Annotated in this window: 19 protein-coding genes; 6 read left to right on the forward strand and 13 right to left on the reverse strand. The window is 68.4% G+C overall.

Annotated features, from left to right (window positions below):
- The first annotated feature begins 45 nt into the window (after positions 1-45).
- From AABM41_01820 to AABM41_01835, 4 genes are read left to right on the forward strand one after another with little or no spacing between them, the layout of a single operon-like run.
- A complete protein-coding gene (locus tag AABM41_01820) occupies positions 46-1,341 on the forward strand; it encodes an MFS transporter (protein ID MEK6191045.1) in 1,296 nt (431 codons plus the stop codon).
- On the forward strand, positions 1,338-2,117 hold the full coding sequence (locus tag AABM41_01825) for a lysophospholipid acyltransferase family protein (GenBank protein MEK6191046.1): 780 nt from the start codon (positions 1,338-1,340) through the stop codon (positions 2,115-2,117). Before AABM41_01820 ends, AABM41_01825 begins: the two co-directional genes overlap by 4 nt.
- A gap of 26 nt (positions 2,118-2,143) precedes the next feature.
- Positions 2,144-2,416 (forward strand): hypothetical protein, encoded by a 273-nt coding sequence (locus AABM41_01830; protein ID MEK6191047.1) that lies wholly within the window; start codon positions 2,144-2,146, stop codon positions 2,414-2,416.
- Between the two features lie 33 nt (positions 2,417-2,449).
- A complete protein-coding gene (locus AABM41_01835) occupies positions 2,450-3,886 on the forward strand; it encodes a dipeptidase (GenBank protein MEK6191048.1) in 1,437 nt (478 codons plus the stop codon).
- On the opposite strand, the gene AABM41_01840 is transcribed toward AABM41_01835, so the two are convergent.
- The 13 genes from AABM41_01840 to sufB all read right to left on the reverse strand — a co-directional run bounded on the left by AABM41_01840 (position 3,883) and on the right by sufB (position 15,310).
- Positions 3,883-4,998, reverse strand: coding sequence for a Xaa-Pro peptidase family protein (locus AABM41_01840; protein ID MEK6191049.1), 1,116 nt, complete (start codon positions 4,996-4,998; stop codon positions 3,883-3,885). The two genes, AABM41_01835 and AABM41_01840, sit on opposite strands and share 4 nt — an antisense overlap.
- A 70-nt stretch (positions 4,999-5,068) precedes the next feature.
- Positions 5,069-6,397 carry an adenylate/guanylate cyclase domain-containing protein gene (locus tag AABM41_01845; protein ID MEK6191050.1) on the reverse strand — a complete coding sequence of 443 codons (1,329 nt, stop codon included), beginning with the start codon at positions 6,395-6,397 and terminating at the stop codon, positions 5,069-5,071.
- A 51-nt stretch (positions 6,398-6,448) separates the two neighbouring features.
- Positions 6,449-6,883 (reverse strand): M67 family metallopeptidase, encoded by a 435-nt coding sequence (locus tag AABM41_01850; GenBank protein MEK6191051.1) that lies wholly within the window; start codon positions 6,881-6,883, stop codon positions 6,449-6,451.
- Positions 6,880-7,815 carry a cysteine synthase family protein gene (locus tag AABM41_01855; protein MEK6191052.1) on the reverse strand — a complete coding sequence of 312 codons (936 nt, stop codon included), beginning with the start codon at positions 7,813-7,815 and terminating at the stop codon, positions 6,880-6,882. Before AABM41_01855 ends, AABM41_01850 begins: the two co-directional genes overlap by 4 nt.
- 4 nt (positions 7,816-7,819) lie before the next feature.
- Entirely contained in the window at positions 7,820-8,095 is a 276-nt protein-coding gene (locus AABM41_01860) for a ubiquitin-like small modifier protein 1 (protein MEK6191053.1), read from the reverse strand.
- Complete coding sequence (moeB, locus tag AABM41_01865; protein MEK6191054.1) at positions 8,092-9,228, reverse strand: molybdopterin-synthase adenylyltransferase MoeB; 1,137 nt, start codon at positions 9,226-9,228, stop codon at positions 8,092-8,094. The genes AABM41_01860 and moeB overlap by 4 nt, the downstream gene beginning before the upstream one ends.
- Complete coding sequence (gene sufU, locus AABM41_01870; protein MEK6191055.1) at positions 9,228-9,632, reverse strand: Fe-S cluster assembly sulfur transfer protein SufU; 405 nt, start codon at positions 9,630-9,632, stop codon at positions 9,228-9,230. The genes moeB and sufU overlap by 1 nt, the downstream gene beginning before the upstream one ends.
- The gene (locus AABM41_01875; protein MEK6191056.1) at positions 9,632-10,897 is read right to left on the reverse strand and encodes a SufS family cysteine desulfurase; all 1,266 of its coding nucleotides are present in this window, start codon (positions 10,895-10,897) and stop codon (positions 9,632-9,634) included. Before AABM41_01875 ends, sufU begins: the two co-directional genes overlap by 1 nt.
- 4 nt (positions 10,898-10,901) lie before the next feature.
- Positions 10,902-11,759, reverse strand: coding sequence for a Fe-S cluster assembly ATPase SufC (sufC, locus tag AABM41_01880; GenBank protein MEK6191057.1), 858 nt, complete (start codon positions 11,757-11,759; stop codon positions 10,902-10,904).
- On the reverse strand, positions 11,756-12,262 hold the full coding sequence (locus AABM41_01885; protein ID MEK6191058.1) for an Rrf2 family transcriptional regulator: 507 nt from the start codon (positions 12,260-12,262) through the stop codon (positions 11,756-11,758). Before AABM41_01885 ends, sufC begins: the two co-directional genes overlap by 4 nt.
- Before the next feature lie 10 nt (positions 12,263-12,272).
- Positions 12,273-12,602, reverse strand: a complete 330-nt coding sequence (locus AABM41_01890; GenBank protein ID MEK6191059.1) for a Rieske 2Fe-2S domain-containing protein — start codon at positions 12,600-12,602, stop codon at positions 12,273-12,275.
- Entirely contained in the window at positions 12,599-13,864 is a 1,266-nt protein-coding gene (locus AABM41_01895; GenBank protein MEK6191060.1) for a SufD family Fe-S cluster assembly protein, read from the reverse strand. Before AABM41_01895 ends, AABM41_01890 begins: the two co-directional genes overlap by 4 nt.
- Positions 13,865-13,885: 21 nt before the next feature.
- Positions 13,886-15,310, reverse strand: coding sequence for a Fe-S cluster assembly protein SufB (sufB, locus tag AABM41_01900; GenBank protein MEK6191061.1), 1,425 nt, complete (start codon positions 15,308-15,310; stop codon positions 13,886-13,888).
- Between the two features lie 315 nt (positions 15,311-15,625).
- Between sufB and rsgA the strand changes: the two genes are divergently transcribed.
- Both rsgA and AABM41_01910 read left to right on the forward strand, forming a co-directional pair.
- Positions 15,626-16,543: a ribosome small subunit-dependent GTPase A gene (gene rsgA / locus AABM41_01905; GenBank protein MEK6191062.1), complete on the forward strand. Its 918-nt coding sequence runs from the start codon at positions 15,626-15,628 to the stop codon at positions 16,541-16,543.
- A gap of 52 nt (positions 16,544-16,595) precedes the next feature.
- A complete protein-coding gene (locus tag AABM41_01910; GenBank protein ID MEK6191063.1) occupies positions 16,596-17,288 on the forward strand; it encodes an MBL fold metallo-hydrolase in 693 nt (230 codons plus the stop codon).
- Positions 17,289-17,291 lie beyond the last annotated feature (3 nt).

Consider the following 17,291-nt stretch of genomic DNA (forward strand, 5'->3'; position numbering starts at 1 on the left):
GCGTATCGTTCGGCGCCAGCCCCCCACCACGATGTGAGGCCAGCAATGAGCAGCGAGCGACCTGCGCTTCCCATGCGACTGCTGGTGACGCTGTCGGTCTATTGGTTGGGGATCCTCACCATCCAATACGGGCTGGGAACCGTAGTGGTGCCCAGCATGGTCGAGGACGAGCTGGGACCCGGAAACGCCGGGACCGGGCTGGCCGTGATCAATGCGGTGGCCGTGATCGCATCCATCTTCGTTCAGCCCACGGTCGGTGTGGTGAGCGACTACACCATTACCCGTTGGGGGCGGCGGAAGCCGTACATCTTCATTGGCGGCCTGCTGGACATGGTCTTCCTGTACGGCATCGCCACGTCGAACACCTTCGTCGCGCTGGTGGCCTTCTACTTCCTGATCCAGGTCTCGTCGAACTTCGCCCAGGGGCCTTTCCAGGGCTATGTCCCGGACCTCGTGCCAGCCCGACAGGTGGGGACCGCCAGCGGGCTGATGGGGCTGATGATCGTCCTGGGAGCGATCGTGGGTTCGGGGATCGCCATGACCGGCCTGCAGGAGGGAGGGTCGCTACTTGTCGCGACCCTGGCGCTGGGCGCGGTGGAGATCGTGGCCATGCTCATCGTGGTGACCCAGGTCCACGAGGGTACGACCGGGCCCAAGCGCACGATGTCCTGGCCCCGGGTCGCGATGTCCGCATGGGGCGCCGACATCCTGCGCGAGAAAAGCGTCCTGTGGCTGCTCCTTGTCCGCCTCCTGTTCTTGGGCGCCGCGGCGGCGGCCACCTCCCTGGGCCTGTACTACTTCCAACGAACCCACGGGCTTAGCCAGGCGGAGGCGAGCCAGTTCGTCTTCTGGACCACCGTCATCGTGGCTGGGATGTCTGGCCTGGCCTCCCTGCCCGGTGCTCGCCTCTCGGACCGATACGGTCGGAAACCGGTCATCTACGGCGGGATGGTCCTCACGGCGATCGGCCTGCTCGGTCTGGCGCTGGCTTCCACCCCCTACCTGGCGGTGGCTCTGTTCGTGCCCGCCGGCATCGGTATCGGTGCGTTCCTTTCGGTCGACTGGGCCCTGATGACCGATGTCATCCCCAAGCACACCTCGGCGCGCTATATGGGGATCCTGAACGCCGGAACAGCGATGGCTACGCCGGTGTTCCTCATCGTCGGCGGTCTGACAATGGACGCCATTGGGCGCGCGACCAACGATCCGTCCGCGCCCGGCGGGCCGGTGGCGGCCATGTACGTGGCCATCGGATTCCTCGTCCTGGCGGCGCTGGCCCTGCGCCAGGTCGATGCTCGTCGGCGAGAGTTGGGCGAGGTTACCGAGCTGGCGGCGGCGTGATCGACCCTGGCGCCGGCGGTGGGCGGCAGATCGGGCCCCACCTGCTGGGCGTAACCGTCACCTGGCGGTACCGCGTGCAATGGGTGGCGGTGCGGATCCTGGTTCGAACCCTGTTCCGGATGGAGGTGGAGGGTCTGGAGCACTGGCCCAAGGCGCCTTTCCAGATCACCGCCAACCACCACTCGGGGTGGGACCCATTCCTGATCCACTCCGTCAGCCCGCTGCGACCGCGGGTGACCTGGTTCGGGCCGAAGGAGGCGGATTTCTCGAAGGGCACCAGGAACCGGGTGATGGGCTTCTTCGGGGGCATGATCCCGTTCAACCCGCGGAAGACGAATCTGCCGTCCTCGGTGCGCGCCGTTCAGCGCGTGTTCGACGCCGGCGGCGTGCTGGCCATCACGCCCGAGGGCACGCTGGGCTTTCGCGAGACCGAGCTCTTACCCCTTCAAGAGGGCGCAACGCTGTTCGCCGTCATCTCCGGAGTCCCCATCGTTCCATGTGCCGTCATCGGCAGCTCAACCTTGTGGCTGGGCAAGCGGATCGTGGTCCGGTTTGGCGACCCCATCCAGGTCGTCCGGGGAGCCGGGCGAACCGCGCGTCAGGCGCTGGCTGGACGCGTGCGGGAAGGCATGCTGGCGTTGCTGCCGGACGTGGAGCCAACCTACCCTCAAAGGCGGCCCGGCGGCGACTATTTGAGCGATGTGTTCAACGGCCGGCGAGAGGCCGCGAACCGACGGGAATACATGGCCGAGCTGGAGCGAAGCGCTCCGGGCTAGACCGCGGCACCGATTAGCATCGGTCCATGCTGCCCTTCGTCTGGGCCCTCATGGTGCTGGCCGTGGTGGCCGGGTTCGTGATGATCGTTGCGTACTGGCTCGACATCCAGGACCGAGCCGATCTCAAGCCGCAGGCCAAGATCGGTTGGTCGGCGGGCATCATCGTCTTCCCGGTTTCGATCCCGCTGTATGCCTTCATCGGCGGCGGCCGCTGGCCTCCACTGCTGCGAGCCGCGTCGCTAATCCCGGGATTGGCCCTGGGCCTGTTCCTTCTCTTTGTTTTGGGGGTCGTGGGGTAGGCTCACCGATGGCGCCCCTATGATGCGCAACGCATGACCGTGACCGAACGCGGGGTCGAGGACGCGCTGGGCTATCTGCGCGCGCACGCCGATGAGCATCTGCGCGGCCTGGATGAGTTCCTCCGGATGGAATCGGTCAGCGCGGATCCCGCCAAGAACGACGAGACCCGGCGCACGGCGCAGTGGATCGCGGACGATCTCACCCGGATCGGCTTCGAACATGCCCAGCTGAACGAGACGCGCAGCCATCCGGTGGTCACGGCCGACTGGCTGCACGCCGGCCCGGACAAGCCCACCGTCCTGGTCTATTGCCACTACGACGTCCAGCCCACTGACCCGCTCGACGAGTGGGTGCGGCCGCCGTTCGAACCTCGCTACGAGAACGACAACGTGTACGCCCGTGGCTGCGGCGACGACAAGGGGCAGCTGTACATGCACCTTTGCGCCGCCGAGGCCTGGCTCCGCGGCGTGGGCCGGCTGCCGCTCAACCTGCGGGTCATCTTCGAGGGCGACGAGGAGTACATCAGCGAGCCGGTGACCGAGTTCATCTCTGTCCACCCGGAGCTGCTGGCTGCCGACGTGTGCATCGTGTCCGACTCCGACATGCAGGACGATCACGGGACGCCCGCCATCACCTACGGCTTGCGCGGGATCGCGTACTGGGAGGTCCGGGTCCACGGCCCGTTCCAGGACGTCCACTCCGGATCGTACGGCGGCGGGGTCGAGAACCCGGCCAACGTCCTGGTCCGCATGCTGGCCTCGCTGGTCGACGGCGACGGGCGGGTCACCGTCCCCGGCTTCTACGACCGCGTTCTCGATCTGACCGATGCCGAACGTGCCGCCTACGCAGCCGTGCCGTTCGACGTGACCGAATGGCTTTCAGTGACCGGGGTATCGGAGCCCATGCTCGGCGAGCGCGGCTGGACCCTGTTCGAGCGCCTGTCCGGACGGCCCACGTTCGACATCAACGGTCTGTGGGGCGGCTACCAGGGCGAGGGCTCCAAGACGATCATCCCCGGCTGGGCAGCGGCCAAGATCAGCACGCGGCTGGTGCCCGACCAGGACCCCCGCGAGATCGAGGGCCTCATGATCGCGCACCTGGAGAGCCTCGCCCTGCCCACCGTCCGAGTGACGGTGAAGAGCCTGTCCAATGGCTGGCCGGTGCTGACTCCCATCGACCACCCCGCGGTCGGAGCGGCGGCTCGGGCTTCCGAGAAGGCGTTCGGCAAGGCCGCCGCGTTCCACCGCTCGGGTGGGAGCATTCCGTTCGTCCCGGAGCTCGACCGCCAGCTGGGAATCAAGAGCGTGATGGTCGGCTGGGCCTCTCCCAACGGCAACTTCCATGCGCCCAACGAGTGGATGCCGATGGCCAACTACCGGGGCGGGCTGGACGCGATCGTCCACCTGTGGGACGAGCTGGGCAGGCTCACCGCTGACGAGATGCGGCACTCCGGCCAGGAGACGGGTTAGCCGACGATCCGTAGGTCGCGGCTCGTCAAGTTGATGCGTTCTCCGCCGGTAGCGGTGCAGACCACGATGTCCTCGATCCGGGCGCCCCAGCGTCCTTCGACGTAGATCCCCGGCTCCACGCTGAACGCGTCGCCTTCGCGAAGGGGATCCGGGTTGGACTCGACCAGGTACGGCTCCTCGTGGGTTTCCAGACCGATGCCGTGGCCGGTCCGATGGGTGAACAGCGCCCCGTATCCGGCATCGGCAATGATCTCGCGTGCCGCCCGGTCCACGTCCCGCGCCGGGATGCCGGGCCGTACCGCCTCACAGGCGGCCGCCTGGGCCTCTTGGAGGACGGCGTACAGGTCCTGGAACTCCTCGGGCGGCAGCCCGACGAAGGCGGTGCGGGTCGTGTCACTCGCGTATCCGTTGGCCGTGCCACCGATGTCCAGGACGATCGCGTCGCCGGCCTGAATGATCCGATCGCCGGGGGTGTGGTGCGGGCTGGCGGCATTCGGGCCGGAGGCGACGATCGCCCAGTCGGCTGTGTCATGGCCCGCGTCACGCAGGAGCTGGCGGATGTGGGCGCTGACCTCGGCCTCGGTCCGCCCGCTGAGCCGTTCCGCGGTAATTGCCTCCATGGCCTGGTCAGCGGCTGCCGCCGCTGTGCGCAGGCGGTCGATCTCCTCGGGGCTTTTGGTGCGGCGCAGGGCGTTGATGGCCGGGCCTGCCTCCACGAGCTCGGATCCGTTCAGCGCGGCCTGGAGTCGAAGCACGAAACGGGCCCACATCTGGTCCTGAACGGCGACCCGGCCGACCCTTCCCAAGAGCCGGGAAACAACGGCGAACGGGTCATCGGTCTCCTCCCAGGGGACGAGCCCGACGGCATCAGCGAGCTCGCCCATTTCGTGGCGGGCGAGCGGCTCTTCCAGGTGAGGAAGAACGAGCGTGGCTCCGACCTCCGGACGCACGATGAGGCAGGTCAGCCGCTCGAGCGGCGGGGCGTTATAGCCGAGCAGGTACAGGTAGTCCGACGAGGGCGTGACCAGCAGCGCATCCAGGCCGCGCGACGTCGCTTCCGCCGCGGCAGCGTCGAGTCGCTGCCGATGGACAGTTGGCGCGAACGCGGTCACATCGCAAGCCTACTAGGGCCGAAACGAGGGTGAGCCTTCCAAGTTGCTCTGCCTCAGGGCTGCTGCCTCGCTAGAGCACGAGGTAAAGCCGCCACTCGTCCGGGACTCCCTTCAGCACGTGCGTGCCGCGATCCGCGAAGTTGATTCCCGACCCAGCTACGAGATCCTTCACCGTGCTCGACACGACGACCTCGTCGGCACCGGCAGTGGCCATGACGCGTGAGCCGATATGCACCGCCAGCCCGTCCACCCGGCCGCCGTGCCGCTCGATCTCGCCGGTATGCAGTCCTGCCCGGACTTGGAGTCCTGCCTTCCCGGCGGCATCTCGGATCGTGAGGGCGCAGCGTACCGCTCGCGCAGGGCCATCGAACACAGCGAGGAATCCATCGCCGGGGTTGTCAATCTCCTCGCCGCGCCAGTGGGCGAGTGCGCTGCGTACCTGTGCACGATGAGTCTCCAGCACCTCGCGCCAGCGGCGGTCGCCGAGGCGCACGGCCATCTCGGTGGAGGCAACCACATCGGTGAACAGGACCGTGGCCAGCACCCGGTTGGGCTCCGGTGCGGGGCGCACGCCGGTCAGGAAGCCCTCGATCTCGGCGAGAACGGCGTCGGTGTCGCCCACCCAGAAGAGGTGATCGCCACCGGCCAGCTCGACGAACGACGCCCCCGGGATCTGCGAGGCGATCCAGCGGCCCTCTTCTACCAGAGCGTCCCGATCATCGGTGCGGTGCAGCACGAGCGCGGGGACGCGGATGGCTGACAGGACGGCGCGGACGTCGATCTCGGTGTTCATGCGCAACAGCTGAGCCGCGGCGCCCGGGCTGGCTGAGCGCCGAAAGTAGGTGGCGAGCTGGCCGAGAAATGTTGGATCGTCTGCGCGGCTGGGAACAAGCGGACGGAGCATGTCCTCGGTGACCCACTCGTCCTCGACCTGGTCGATGGTCGCCTGCCGATCCGCGTCGCTCGGGGCCCACGGATAGTCATGGCTGCGGCGTCGACGAGCGAACACTCCGAATGTGATCAGGGCCCGTGTGCGGTGCGGGAAAGTGGCGGCAAACAGAAGGCTCATGCTGCCTCCCTCGGAGTGGCCGAAGATCGCAGCCTGCTGGGATCCTGTCGCATCGAGTACGGCGCGGACGTCGTCCATCCGCTCTTCGAGTGTGGGGAGGCGGTCGGTGGCGACCGGGTCAGACAGACCTGTGCCTCGCTTGTCGAAGAGGATGAGGCGGGTGAATGTTGTAAGGCGCTCGAGGAACGCGGCGAGTCCAGGGAGCTCCCAGCACTCCTCAATGTTTGAGACCCAGCCGGGGACGAAGACCAGATCGATTGGCGCATCGCCAACGAGCTGATAGGCGATGTGAAACTGCCCCGATCGTGCATATCGAGTCTGCGGTGGCATCGTCGCAACGTAGGCTAACGATTGTTGGAAGCCTGGGCGGCGACGCCCGCTCTACCCGATCCTGAGCGGCGCTTCGGTGGCCTCGCCGTCGCGGATACGCCAGGCGCGGAGCGCCTGCATCGGTACGACGTCGGGATCCAACATGCTGGCCAGCAGGTAGAACGCGTCGGGGTACATCGCCTGGCGGCGGTCGGTGGGCGATGGGACGGCCGGAGACTGGGTGTGGGAATGGAAGATGGCCACGAGGTCCTGGCCGGCATCCTCGATGCCCAGCACGATGCGGACCAGGTCGTCGGGGTGGACGGTGTAGACGAACGGTGACGCCTCGGCGTTGCGGGCAGGATGGTAGGCGGTCGCCCGCCCGTCGGCCAGGGATCCGGCCAGGATGCCGCACGCCTCGTTCGGCGCCTCGGCCGCGGCGTGGGCCAGCAGCTCGTCGGCCAGGGCGGTCGAGAGGATGAGCGCACCGTCGGTCGGCTCGCTCACCACAGGACGGAGCCCTCCATCTCGGTCTCGAGCGTGTCGAGGTCGCGATCCCACAGCCCGGCTGACAGGTACTTCGAGCCGTCGTCGGCCAGCAGCACGACGATCGACCCTCGATCCATTTCGGCTGCGACCCGGAGCGCGACGGCCAGCGCGGCCCCGGATGACAGTCCGGCGAAGATGCCTTCTTCGGCGATCAAGCGCCGCACTCCGACGACCGACTCGCGGTTGCTGACCAGGTAGCGGTCATCGAGGACCGACTGGTCCAGGACCGGGGGCACGAATCCCTCGTCCAGGGAGCGGAGTCCCTGCACCTGCTCCCCGGGGAGCGGCTCCGCGGCCACGACCCGCACGCCCGGTCGCGCCGCCTTCAGCGCGCGCCCCACCCCGGTCAGCGTCCCGCCCGTCCCCAGCCCCGCCACGAAGACATCTACTTCGGGCACGGCCGTGAGGATCTCCGGGCCGGTTTCCTCCTCGTGGGCGCGCGGGTTGGCCTGATTGCCGTACTGGAACGGCATGTAGACCGACGGATCCTCCTTGGCAAGGCCATGCGCCATCCGGATTGCGCCGTTCGATCCCTCGGCTCCTGGCGAGAACACGATCTCGGCTCCGAACAGGCGCAGCAGCTGCTCCCGCTCGGGGGTGGTGTTGTCCGGCATCACGATCCGCACCGGATGGCCCATCAGCGACCCGATCATGGCCAGGCTGATGCCCGTGTTGCCGCTCGACGGCTCGAGGATGGTCTGCGCCGGCTGCAGCGCCCCCGACGCGACCGCGTCGGCCAGCATGGAGCGCGCGATCCGGTCCTTGACCGATCCGGTCGGGTTGGCACCTTCGATCTTGGCGAACAGCCGCACGCCGGGATGCGGCGCCATCCGCCGCAGCTCGACCATCGGCGTGTGGCCGATGGCGGCGACGATGTCGCCGAGGATCATCGGTCTAGCTTGACCCTCCGGCCATGGCGGGCAGCATGATCACCTGGTCGTCCGGCCTGACCGGCGTGGCAAGGCCGGTGGTGTACCGAACGTCGCGACCGTTGACGTACACGTTGACGAAAGGCGACAGCTTGCCGTCGGTGGTCACCCGTTCACGGAGGTTCGGGTGGTTCGCAAACAGGTCGTCAAGCACCTCGAGCACCGTGGTGCCGGCCGCCTCCAGCTCGCGGGCGCCGCCCACCGTCTCGCGCAGGACAGGCGGGATGCGGACTCGGCTCACGAGGCGGCAACGGCCTGGGCCGCGGCGGCGGCGACCGGTTGCGGCTGGGCGACCGCGTCCCCGCAGGCGGGGCATGCCGGGTCGCGCCACAGCCGGATCTCGTCGAAGGAGGTTGTCATGGCGTCGAAGAGGAGCATGCGTCCGGCCAGGGACTCCCCCACTCCCAGCACCAGCTTGACCGTCTCATTGGCCTGGAGGAGTCCGATGATCCCCGGCAGAACGCCCAGCACCCCCGCCACCGCACAGGCAGGAGCCAGCTCCTCGGGCGGCTGAGTGGGGTACAGGCAGCGGTAGCACGGCCCCGCGAAGGGCACAAAGGTCGTCACCTGGCCATCCCAGCGGTAGATCGAGCCGTGGACGACGGGCTTGCGAAGCGCGACCGATACATCGTTGAGCAGGTAACGGGTCTCGAAGTTGTCCGTGCCGTCCACGATGACGTCGTACTCGCCAACCAGCCGCTCGACGTTGGCGGCGCCCAGGCGCTCCTGGTGGCGAACCACGCTGACATCGGGATTGAGAGCCGTCAGCGTCATCTCGGCGCTCTCGGTCTTGGGCATCCCCACTCGGTCCGCGGTGTGCAGGACCTGGCGCTGGAGGTTCGATTCGTCGACCACGTCGTCATCCACGATCCCCAGCGTGCCGACTCCGGCCGCGGCCAGGTACAGCGCGGCCGGCGACCCGAGGCCACCGGCCCCGATGAGGAGGACGCGGGCGTCCAACAGCCGGCGCTGGCCTTCCTGGCCGATTTCGGGGATCAGGACCTGCCGGCTGTAGCGCCGCCGCTCCGCCTCGGACAGGATCGGGGTGGGGACTTCCCAGGCGCCGCCGAGCGCCTTCCATTCGGCCAGGCGGCCCTGGAGGTTGACCACGTCGGTGTAGCCCACCTGGGACAGGTACAGGGCCGCGCGCCGTGAGCGGGCCCCGACCGCGCAGTGGACCAGGAGTGGGGTGGCCTTGTCCGGCACCACCTCTTCGATCCGGCCCGCCAGGTCGGCGAGCGGTACGAGGGTGGCCTCGGGAATGTGCCCCTCCTTCCATTCGACCAGCTCGCGAACGTCGATGATCCGCCGCTCCCCGCTGATCCGCAGCGCATCGGCGACCGAGATCTCCAGCACCGACCCGGGCTCCGCCATCAGACCGCCTCCGCCTCCGCGGGCCAGTCCACCGACTCCCCGGCCACGGCGCCCTGGAGGACCTTGTACCCGAGCAGGGCGCACTTCAGCCGTGCGGGGCCGATGGGCACGCCCAGGTCGTCGAGGACTGCCTTCGGATCGATGGCCCGCACCGCGTCGAGGGTCATCCCGCGCAGCGTATCGGTCAGGATCGAGGCCGACGCCTGGCTGATGGCGCACCCGCGTCCCTCGAACGCGACTTCCTCGATCTGCGCCCGGCCCCCGTCCAGGCGCAGGGTCATGGACAGCTCGTCCCCACAGGTGGGGTTCGAATCGGCAAAGTGGAGGTCGTGAGGATCGAGAACCCCCTGGTTGTGGGGGTTCCGGTAGTGCTCCAGGATGAAGTCGCGGTACAGGTTGTCCATCAGCCCGCGAACAGGGTCACCGCCGCGCGAACCGCATCGGCCAAGGCCTCGACGTCGTCGAGGTCGTTGTAGACGTAGAAGCTGGCCCGGGTGGTGGCCGGGATGTCGTAGCGCTGCATGACCGGCTGGGCGCAGTGGTGCCCCGCCCGCACCGCCACCCCGTGGTGGTCGAGGATGGTCGCCATGTCGTGGGGATGAACGGCGTCCAGGACGAAGCTGATGACCCCGGCGTGAATGTCCGGATCGTCGGGGCCGAATCGGCGGACATCGGGGATCTCCGCCAGAGCGGCCCAGGCATGCTCGAACAGGTAACGCTCATGCTCACGGACGTTCGGCATACCGATTTCGGTCAGGTAATCGATGGCGGCCCCCAGGCCGATGGCCTCCACGATGGCCGGGGTGCCGGCCTCGAACTTCTGGGGCACCTCGTTCCACTCGGCGCCCTCCATGGTGACCCGGATGATCATGTTGCCGCCGGTCATGAAGGGCGGCATGGCCTCCAGCAGATCGCGCCGGGCCCACAGCGCGCCGATCCCCGACGGCCCCAGCATCTTGTGGCCGCTGATGGCGAGGAAGTCGCAGCCGATGGCCTGAACGTCGATGGGCATGTGAGGCGCGGCCTGGGCCGCGTCGACGAGGACCAGCGCGCCCGCGGCATGCGCCCGTTGGGTGATGTCGCGGACCGGGTTGATCGTCCCCAGCGCGTTGCTGACCGCGGCCACCGCCACCAGCTTGGGACGGGCGGCCAGGAGGCGGTCCAGATCCTCGAGGTCCAGGCGTCCGTCGTCGGTGATGGCCACGTACCGCAGATCGGCACCGACCTCTTGGGTCAGCTGCTGCCACGGAACGATGTTGGCGTGGTGTTCCATCTGGGTGGTGACCATCGTGTCGCCGGCGCGCAGGTTGGTCCGGCCCCACGAGTAGGCAACCAGGTTGATGGCCTCGGTCGCGTTGCGCACGAACACGATCTCGCGCTCGGACGGCGCGTTCAGGAAGGCGGCCACCTTGCGGCGGGCGGCCTCGAAGCGCTGAGTGGCGTCCTCGCTGAGCTCGTAGATGCCGCGGTGAACGTTGGCGTAGTGGTGGCCGTAGGCGTCCCCCATGGCCTCGATCACGACCCGCGGCTTGGGGGCCGAGGCGGCCGCGTCGAGGTACACCAGCCGGTTGCCGGTCGAGGTCGGTCGCTCGAAGACCGGGAAATCGGCGCGCCGAGCGGTCCCGCTGAAGGCGCCGGGGATGGCCTGGGGCTCGGCGCGAACGGTCATCGGTCTACTTCGCTGTTTCCGCCACCGGCTCGGCGGCCTCGGCGGCCTCGTCGCCCACGTCCGCCGGCAGGCCGACCTGCTCGCGGACCCAGTCGTAGCCGTTGGCCTCGAGCTGATGCGAGAGCTCCTCGCCGCCCGACATCACCACCCGCCCGTCCAGCAGGACGTGGACCCGGTCAGGCTTCACGTAGTTCAGCATGCGCTGATAGTGGGTGATCATGAGGACCCCCATCTCCGGGGAGAGGGTGGCGTTGATCCCCTCCGCCACGTTGCGCAGGGCGTCGATGTCGAGACCCGAATCGGTTTCGTCCAGGATCGCCATCTTTGGTGACTGGACGGCCATCTGGAGCATCTCGAGCCGCTTCTTCTCGCCGCCCGAGAACCCGTCGTTCACGTAGCGGGTGGCGAACCCCGGATCCATGTTGAGGAGCGCCATCTTCTCCTCCATCAGGCGCCGGAACTTGGCCAGCGGGATTCCGGTGTACTTCGTCGCCGCCGCCCCGTCGCCGTCGGCGTCCGGCTGGCGCGGGTGGTGGACCGCGTTGTAGATGTTGCGCAGGAAGCTGGCCACCGTGACGCCCGGGACGGCGCTCGGGTACTGGAATGCGAGGAACAGCCCGGCCCGCGCCCGCTTGTCCGGGGACAGCTTGAGCAGGCTCACTCCCTGCCAGGTGATGTCACCCGCGTCGACCTTGTAGTCCGGGTGGCCGAGCAAGGCATAGGCCAGGCTCGTCTTGCCCGAGCCGTTGGGGCCCATCAGGGCGTGAACCTCGCCCTGGGCCACCGTCAGCGACAGGCCGCGCAGGATCTTCCGCTTCCCGGCGCTGACCTGGAGGTCGGTGATCACCAGCTGGTCGGTCATGAGGCTCCGTTCACGATCTGGGCGTGGGCGGTGGCTTCCGCGACCGCACGGATCCGGCGGCGTACGTCGGGCGAGTAGGGCGGGCCGCCGGCGGACTCGGCCCGCGCGGCCAGCTCGGCGAGTGTGGTCGCACCCAGCGTGGCATCGATCGAGGCGAACAGGCGCTCATAGGCCTCGTGGACTGAGCAAGGCTCGCGGTCGCACTGCTCGCCGCTGTTGACCCCGGCACACGGCATCTCCAGCAACGGACCGTCCAGGGTCCGAATCGCGGTGGCCAGGCTGATCTGGTCCGGCGGTCGGGCCAGCCGATAGCCGCCCGCCTGGCCGCGCGTGGCAGTCACCAGTCCGGCGCGTCGCAGGTCGGCCACCAGCTGCTCGAGGTAGGCGTGCGGCAGCCGTTCGCTGCGCGCCACGCTGGTGAGCGAGACCGGCTCCTGCCCCTCGGCCCGGGCCAACGCCAGCAGGACGCGGATGCCGTATTCGGATCGAGTGCTGATCTTCATGACCGGTCTCTCATGGCAGTTCGACCAGGACCTCGTCATCCTCGACCTGCACAGGGTACGCCCGGACCGGGATCACGGGCGGCAGGGCCAGGACCCGGCCACTGAACAGGTCGAAGCGACCGCCGTGGCGCGGGCATTCGACCGCATCGCCGTCCAGCTCCCCCTCGCCCAGGTCGCCTTCATCGTGTGTACACACATCGTCGATCGCGCCCCACCGCCCGTCGGTGGTCTGCCCCACGCACAGCGGCACGCCCTGCACCACCACGGTCACCACCGTCCCCGGGGTGACGTCGGCAGCGTGCAGGCCGGTGGCGAACCCGCGGGTCGTCATGATGCTCATGCCGCCTCCTGACCGATGCGCGTCGCCAGCGCGGCCAGGACTCGGGCACGGATGGGCTCGGAGCCGATGTCGGCCACCGCCCGCTCGAAGAAGCCGCGCACGATCATCCGCTCTGCCTCGTCGGCGGTCAGGCCGCGGGTCTGGGCGTAGAACATCTGGATCGGGTCGATGGCCCCCGCCGTGGCGCCATGGCCGCAGCGCAGGATGTCATTGGTCTCGATTTCGAGGACCGGGATCGGCTCTGCGCCCGCGTTCGGGGAGAGCAGGAGGTTTCGGCATTCCTGGTAGGAGCTGGTCTGCTTGGCCTCCGGCCGTACCCGGGTCAGGCCGTAGAACGCGGAATGGGCCTGGTCGTAGAGGGCGGACAGGTACAGCAGGTCCGAAGTGGTGTGGCTGGCCAGCAGGTCCTGAATCGAGTTGATGTCGATCTTCTGGTCGTCGCCGGCCGCCAGCACGCCGAGAAGCTTGCTGGTGCCGCCCTTGCCGGCCATCAGGACCTCGACCCCGAGCTTGGTCACGCGTGAGCCGATCTCCGCGTTGAGGGTCGTCACCTGTGCATCGGCGCCCACCACCACCCGCTGCGCTGACACGCGCCAGGCGCCGTCGCCGAGCAGCTGGAGACTCGCGTAGCGCACCCGGGACCCCCGCTCGGCTCGAACGTTCACCGTTCCGCCGAACCACCCGGCACCGCCGTCGGGAGAGGCGAACTCCTCGAGCAAAGTGACCTGCGAGTCCTCCCCGGCGACCACCAGGGTGACGGGGAATGCGGCCGCGTCCGCCCGCGACTGAACCGTTCGAGCCCGGAGGACCAGCTCGACCGTCACCTGCGGCGGGACGTACAGGAACGTCCCGGTGGTCCAGGCCGCCCGGGCCAGCTCCCAGAACGTGGCATGCGTCGCCGGACCGGGCGTGTCGTCGGTGAGATACGGGCGCACCAGTTCGGGGTGGCTGGCCACCGCCTCGGCCAGGGGCGTGAAGATGACGCCGCGAGCGGCGGCATCCGGGTCGAGGCCGGAGACCTCGGTGGTGGCCGTCTCGTCGAGCGGCGCATCGATCGGGAGGCTGGCCAGCGACGTGCGGCGCCACTCCTCCTCGCTGCCGCTCGGCCAGGGCGTGGCGCGGTAGCGCTCCGCGCGCGTCAGACGCTCGGCGCCCAGCCAATCGGGTTCGCCGCGCGCGCTCGACAACGCCGCAATGGCCGACGGGTCGAAGGCTGCCGGGGAGAGGCGGACCGGAGTGGCGGTCTGAGCGCCAGTTGTCATCGGTTCATGGGCGAAATCGGTCTAGCCGACCGCGCCCTCCATCTGGAGCTGGATGAGGCGATTCATCTCGACGGCGTACTCCATCGGCAGCTCCTTGACGATCGGCTCGATGAAGCCGTTGACGATCATGGCGCTCGCCTCGGCCTCGTTCATGCCGCGGCTCATCAGGTAGAAGAGCTGCTCGGAGCCGACCTTTGAGACGCTCGCCTCATGCCCGATGGTGACGTCCTCCTCGTCGATCTCCATGTACGGGTACGTGTCGGAGCGGGCCTCGTCGGAAAGGATCAGGGCATCGCAGCGGACCGTGGACTTCGACCGCTTGGAGCCGGGGTAGACCTTGATCAGGCCCCGGTAGCTGGTCCGGCCGGTCCCCATGCTGATGCTCTTGGAGGTGATCAGGCTGGTGGTGTTGGGAGCGGCATGGATGACCTTGCCGCCCGCGTCCTGGTGCTGGCCGCTCCCGGCGAAGGCGATGCTCAGGACCTCTCCATGGGCCCGCTCACCGAGGAGATAGATGCTTGGGTACTTCATCGTCAGGTGGGATCCCAGGTTGCCGTCAACCCACTCCATCACGGAGTCCTCGTAGGCCACGGCCCGCTTGGTGACCAGGTTGTAGACGTTGTGGCTCCAGTTCTGGATGGTCGTGTAGCGCACCCGGGCGCCCTTCTTGACGATGATCTCGACCACCGCCGAGTGGAGGCTGGCGGTCGTGAAGGACGGGGCCGTGCAACCCTCGACGTAGTGCACGCTCGATCCCTCGTCGGCAATGATCAGGGTCCGCTCGAACTGGCCCATGTTCTCGGTGTTGATCCGGAAGTAGGCCTGCAGCGGCAGCTCGACGTGGACGCCCGGCGGCACGTAGATGAAGCTCCCGCCTGACCACACGGCGGTGTTCAGGGCAGCGAGCTTGTTGTCGTTGGCGGGGATGACCGTGCCGAAGTACTCCCTGAACATCTCGGGGTACTTGATCAGGGCCTCATCGGTCCCCAGGAAGATGACACCCAGTTTTTCCAGGTCGGCGCGGATGTTGTGGTAGACGACTTCAGAGTCGTACTGCCCGCCCACCCCGGCCAGGTACTTCTTCTCGGCCTCGGGGATGCCCAGCCGGTCGTACGTGCGCCGGATGTAGTCGGGCACGTCGTCCCAGGACTGGACCGCCTTGTCGGTGGCCGTCACGTAGTAGTAGATGTCCTGAAAATCGATCTCGCTCATGTCCCCGCCCCAGGTCGGCATGGGCCGCTTTTCGAAATGCCGATACGCCTTGAGCCGGTTGTCGGTCATCCACTGCGGCTCGCCCTTGATGCGACTGATCTCCTCCACAACCGCGGCGCTAAGCCCCTTCTTCATGACGTGCAGGGGCTTCATCTCCGAGTCGTGCCAGCCGTACTTGTAGCCGGCGGGGACCTGGGTCAGAGCGGGGTTCGGAGTGGGGTTGGGAAGGGTCATGTGACTCCCGATTCATGCCTAATCCGACTCATTCAGTCGGGGATGCGAGCATCATCCTCCCTGGGCCGAGATCGGTCAACCGGACCGATGGCCCCGGCCGGCCGCGTTGACACCGGACGCCCCGACCGATACCGTCGGGAGCCTCATCACTCGCAGGCGAAAAGGAGACGCACCGATGACGACGCCCGTTGTCCTCGACCGGTCGCGCTCGCGCCTGCCCGGAGCGACATTCCCGGCCTGATCCGGCCGCCGGCCGCTCCTCGTACCCGCGGGCGCGCTCCTCGTGGACTTTCCCCACTCGAAGGAGTCGCACCCTTGTCCGTTTCCACCCTCAGCGGGACCGTGCTGCGCGCGCGCAGCGGGTTCTACACCGTGACAACCGAATCCGGCACCTACGAGTGCCAGCTCCGCGGCCGCCTGAAGCGTGAGCGCCAGTCCGAGGACCTGGTAGTCATTGGCGACCGGGTGACGCTGACGCCCCTCGGCGAGGCCGAAGGCCTGATCGAAGGGGTCGGCCCCCGGCGGAGCCGGTTCTCGCGTCGCCAGCCCGGTGGCCGGGGCGCCTGGAAGGAAGACCTGATGGTCGCCAACCTGGACCAGCTGGTCGTCGTATTCGCGTGCGCCGATCCGGTCCCCCATGTGCGCATGCTCGACCGTTTCCTGGTCATTGCCGAGCACAACCAAGTTGAGACTCTCATCGTGGCCAACAAGCTCGACCTCTGCGGACCGCAGGCCGCGGAGGCCGTGTTCGGGGCGTACGAGCGCATCGGCTACCCGGTGCTGTACGCCAGTGCCCGAACCGGGCAGGGCGTTGCGGAGCTCCGTGAGCGCCTGGCCGGCCGCATCAGCCTGGTGGCCGGTCCTTCGGGCGTGGGCAAGAGCACCCTCCTCAACGCCGTCCATCCCGGCCTCAACCTTGCCACCGGGCCGATCAGCGAGGCGCTCCACAAGGGACGCCACACCACGACCCTGGCCGAGCTGCTGCCCGTGGATGGACCGATGGGCGGGCACGTGGCCGACTCGCCCGGACTGCGGCAGATGGGGTTGTGGCAGATCCCGCCCGACGAGCTGGCGTGGTGCTACCCGGAACTCCGCCCCCACCTCGGGAACTGCCGTTTCGCGGACTGCTCCCACGGCCCCGAGCCGGGGTGCGCGATCACCGCCGCCGCCGCGAGCGGGGCGATCAGCCCTGCCCGCATGGACTCCTATCGTCGCCTGGTGGCGAGCACCTAGCACCACCCAATTCGCGGTGCAGGCGCGCACCGTCATTACAATCGGCAGTCCGATGGAAATCGCCCCTCACGTCCACTCCGTCCAGCTGCTGGGCGCGAACGCGTTCCTGATCGCCGAGAAGCGGCTGACCGTGATCGATGCCGGGCTGGCCGGCTCGCGACCACTCCTCCTGCGCTACCTCCGCCAGATCGACCGCTCGATCGACGAGCTGGATCGGATCATCTGCACCCATGGCCATCCCGATCACGTGGGCGGCGTCCGTGAACTGCTGGACGAGGACCGGATCGAGGTCTTCGTCCATCCCGCCGACCTGGAGGGCGTGAGCCTCACCCTGCGAGAGGCGCTGGCTGCCCCCCAGGGCGGCACTCGGCTCGGCCATCTGCTCCAGTACGTGACGCCCCATCCGGGAGCGGCGGCGCCCCTGGGCGACGGGGACGTGCTCCCCGTCCTGGGGGGCCTGGAAGTGATCCACACCCCGGGCCACACGCCGGGCAGCGTGTGCCTGTATGCGCGGGGACCGCGGATCCTGTTCACGGGCGATGTGCTCCAGGTCCGCTTCGGGAAGCTGGCCTTCGCCAGCCCGATCTTCAGCCACGACCACGCCCAGGCTCGCGCATCGGTTCAACGCCTGGTCCACCTGGACGTGGATATCATTGCCTTTAGCCACTACCGGCCGATGCGTGAGGGCGCCTCGGCCGCGCTGGCGGGACTCGCCCGCCAGGCCGCCACCGGCCGATCGGGCTGACCT

Source organism: Chloroflexota bacterium (assembly GCA_038040195.1).
Classification (GTDB): Bacteria; Chloroflexota; Limnocylindria; order QHBO01; family QHBO01; genus DASTEQ01.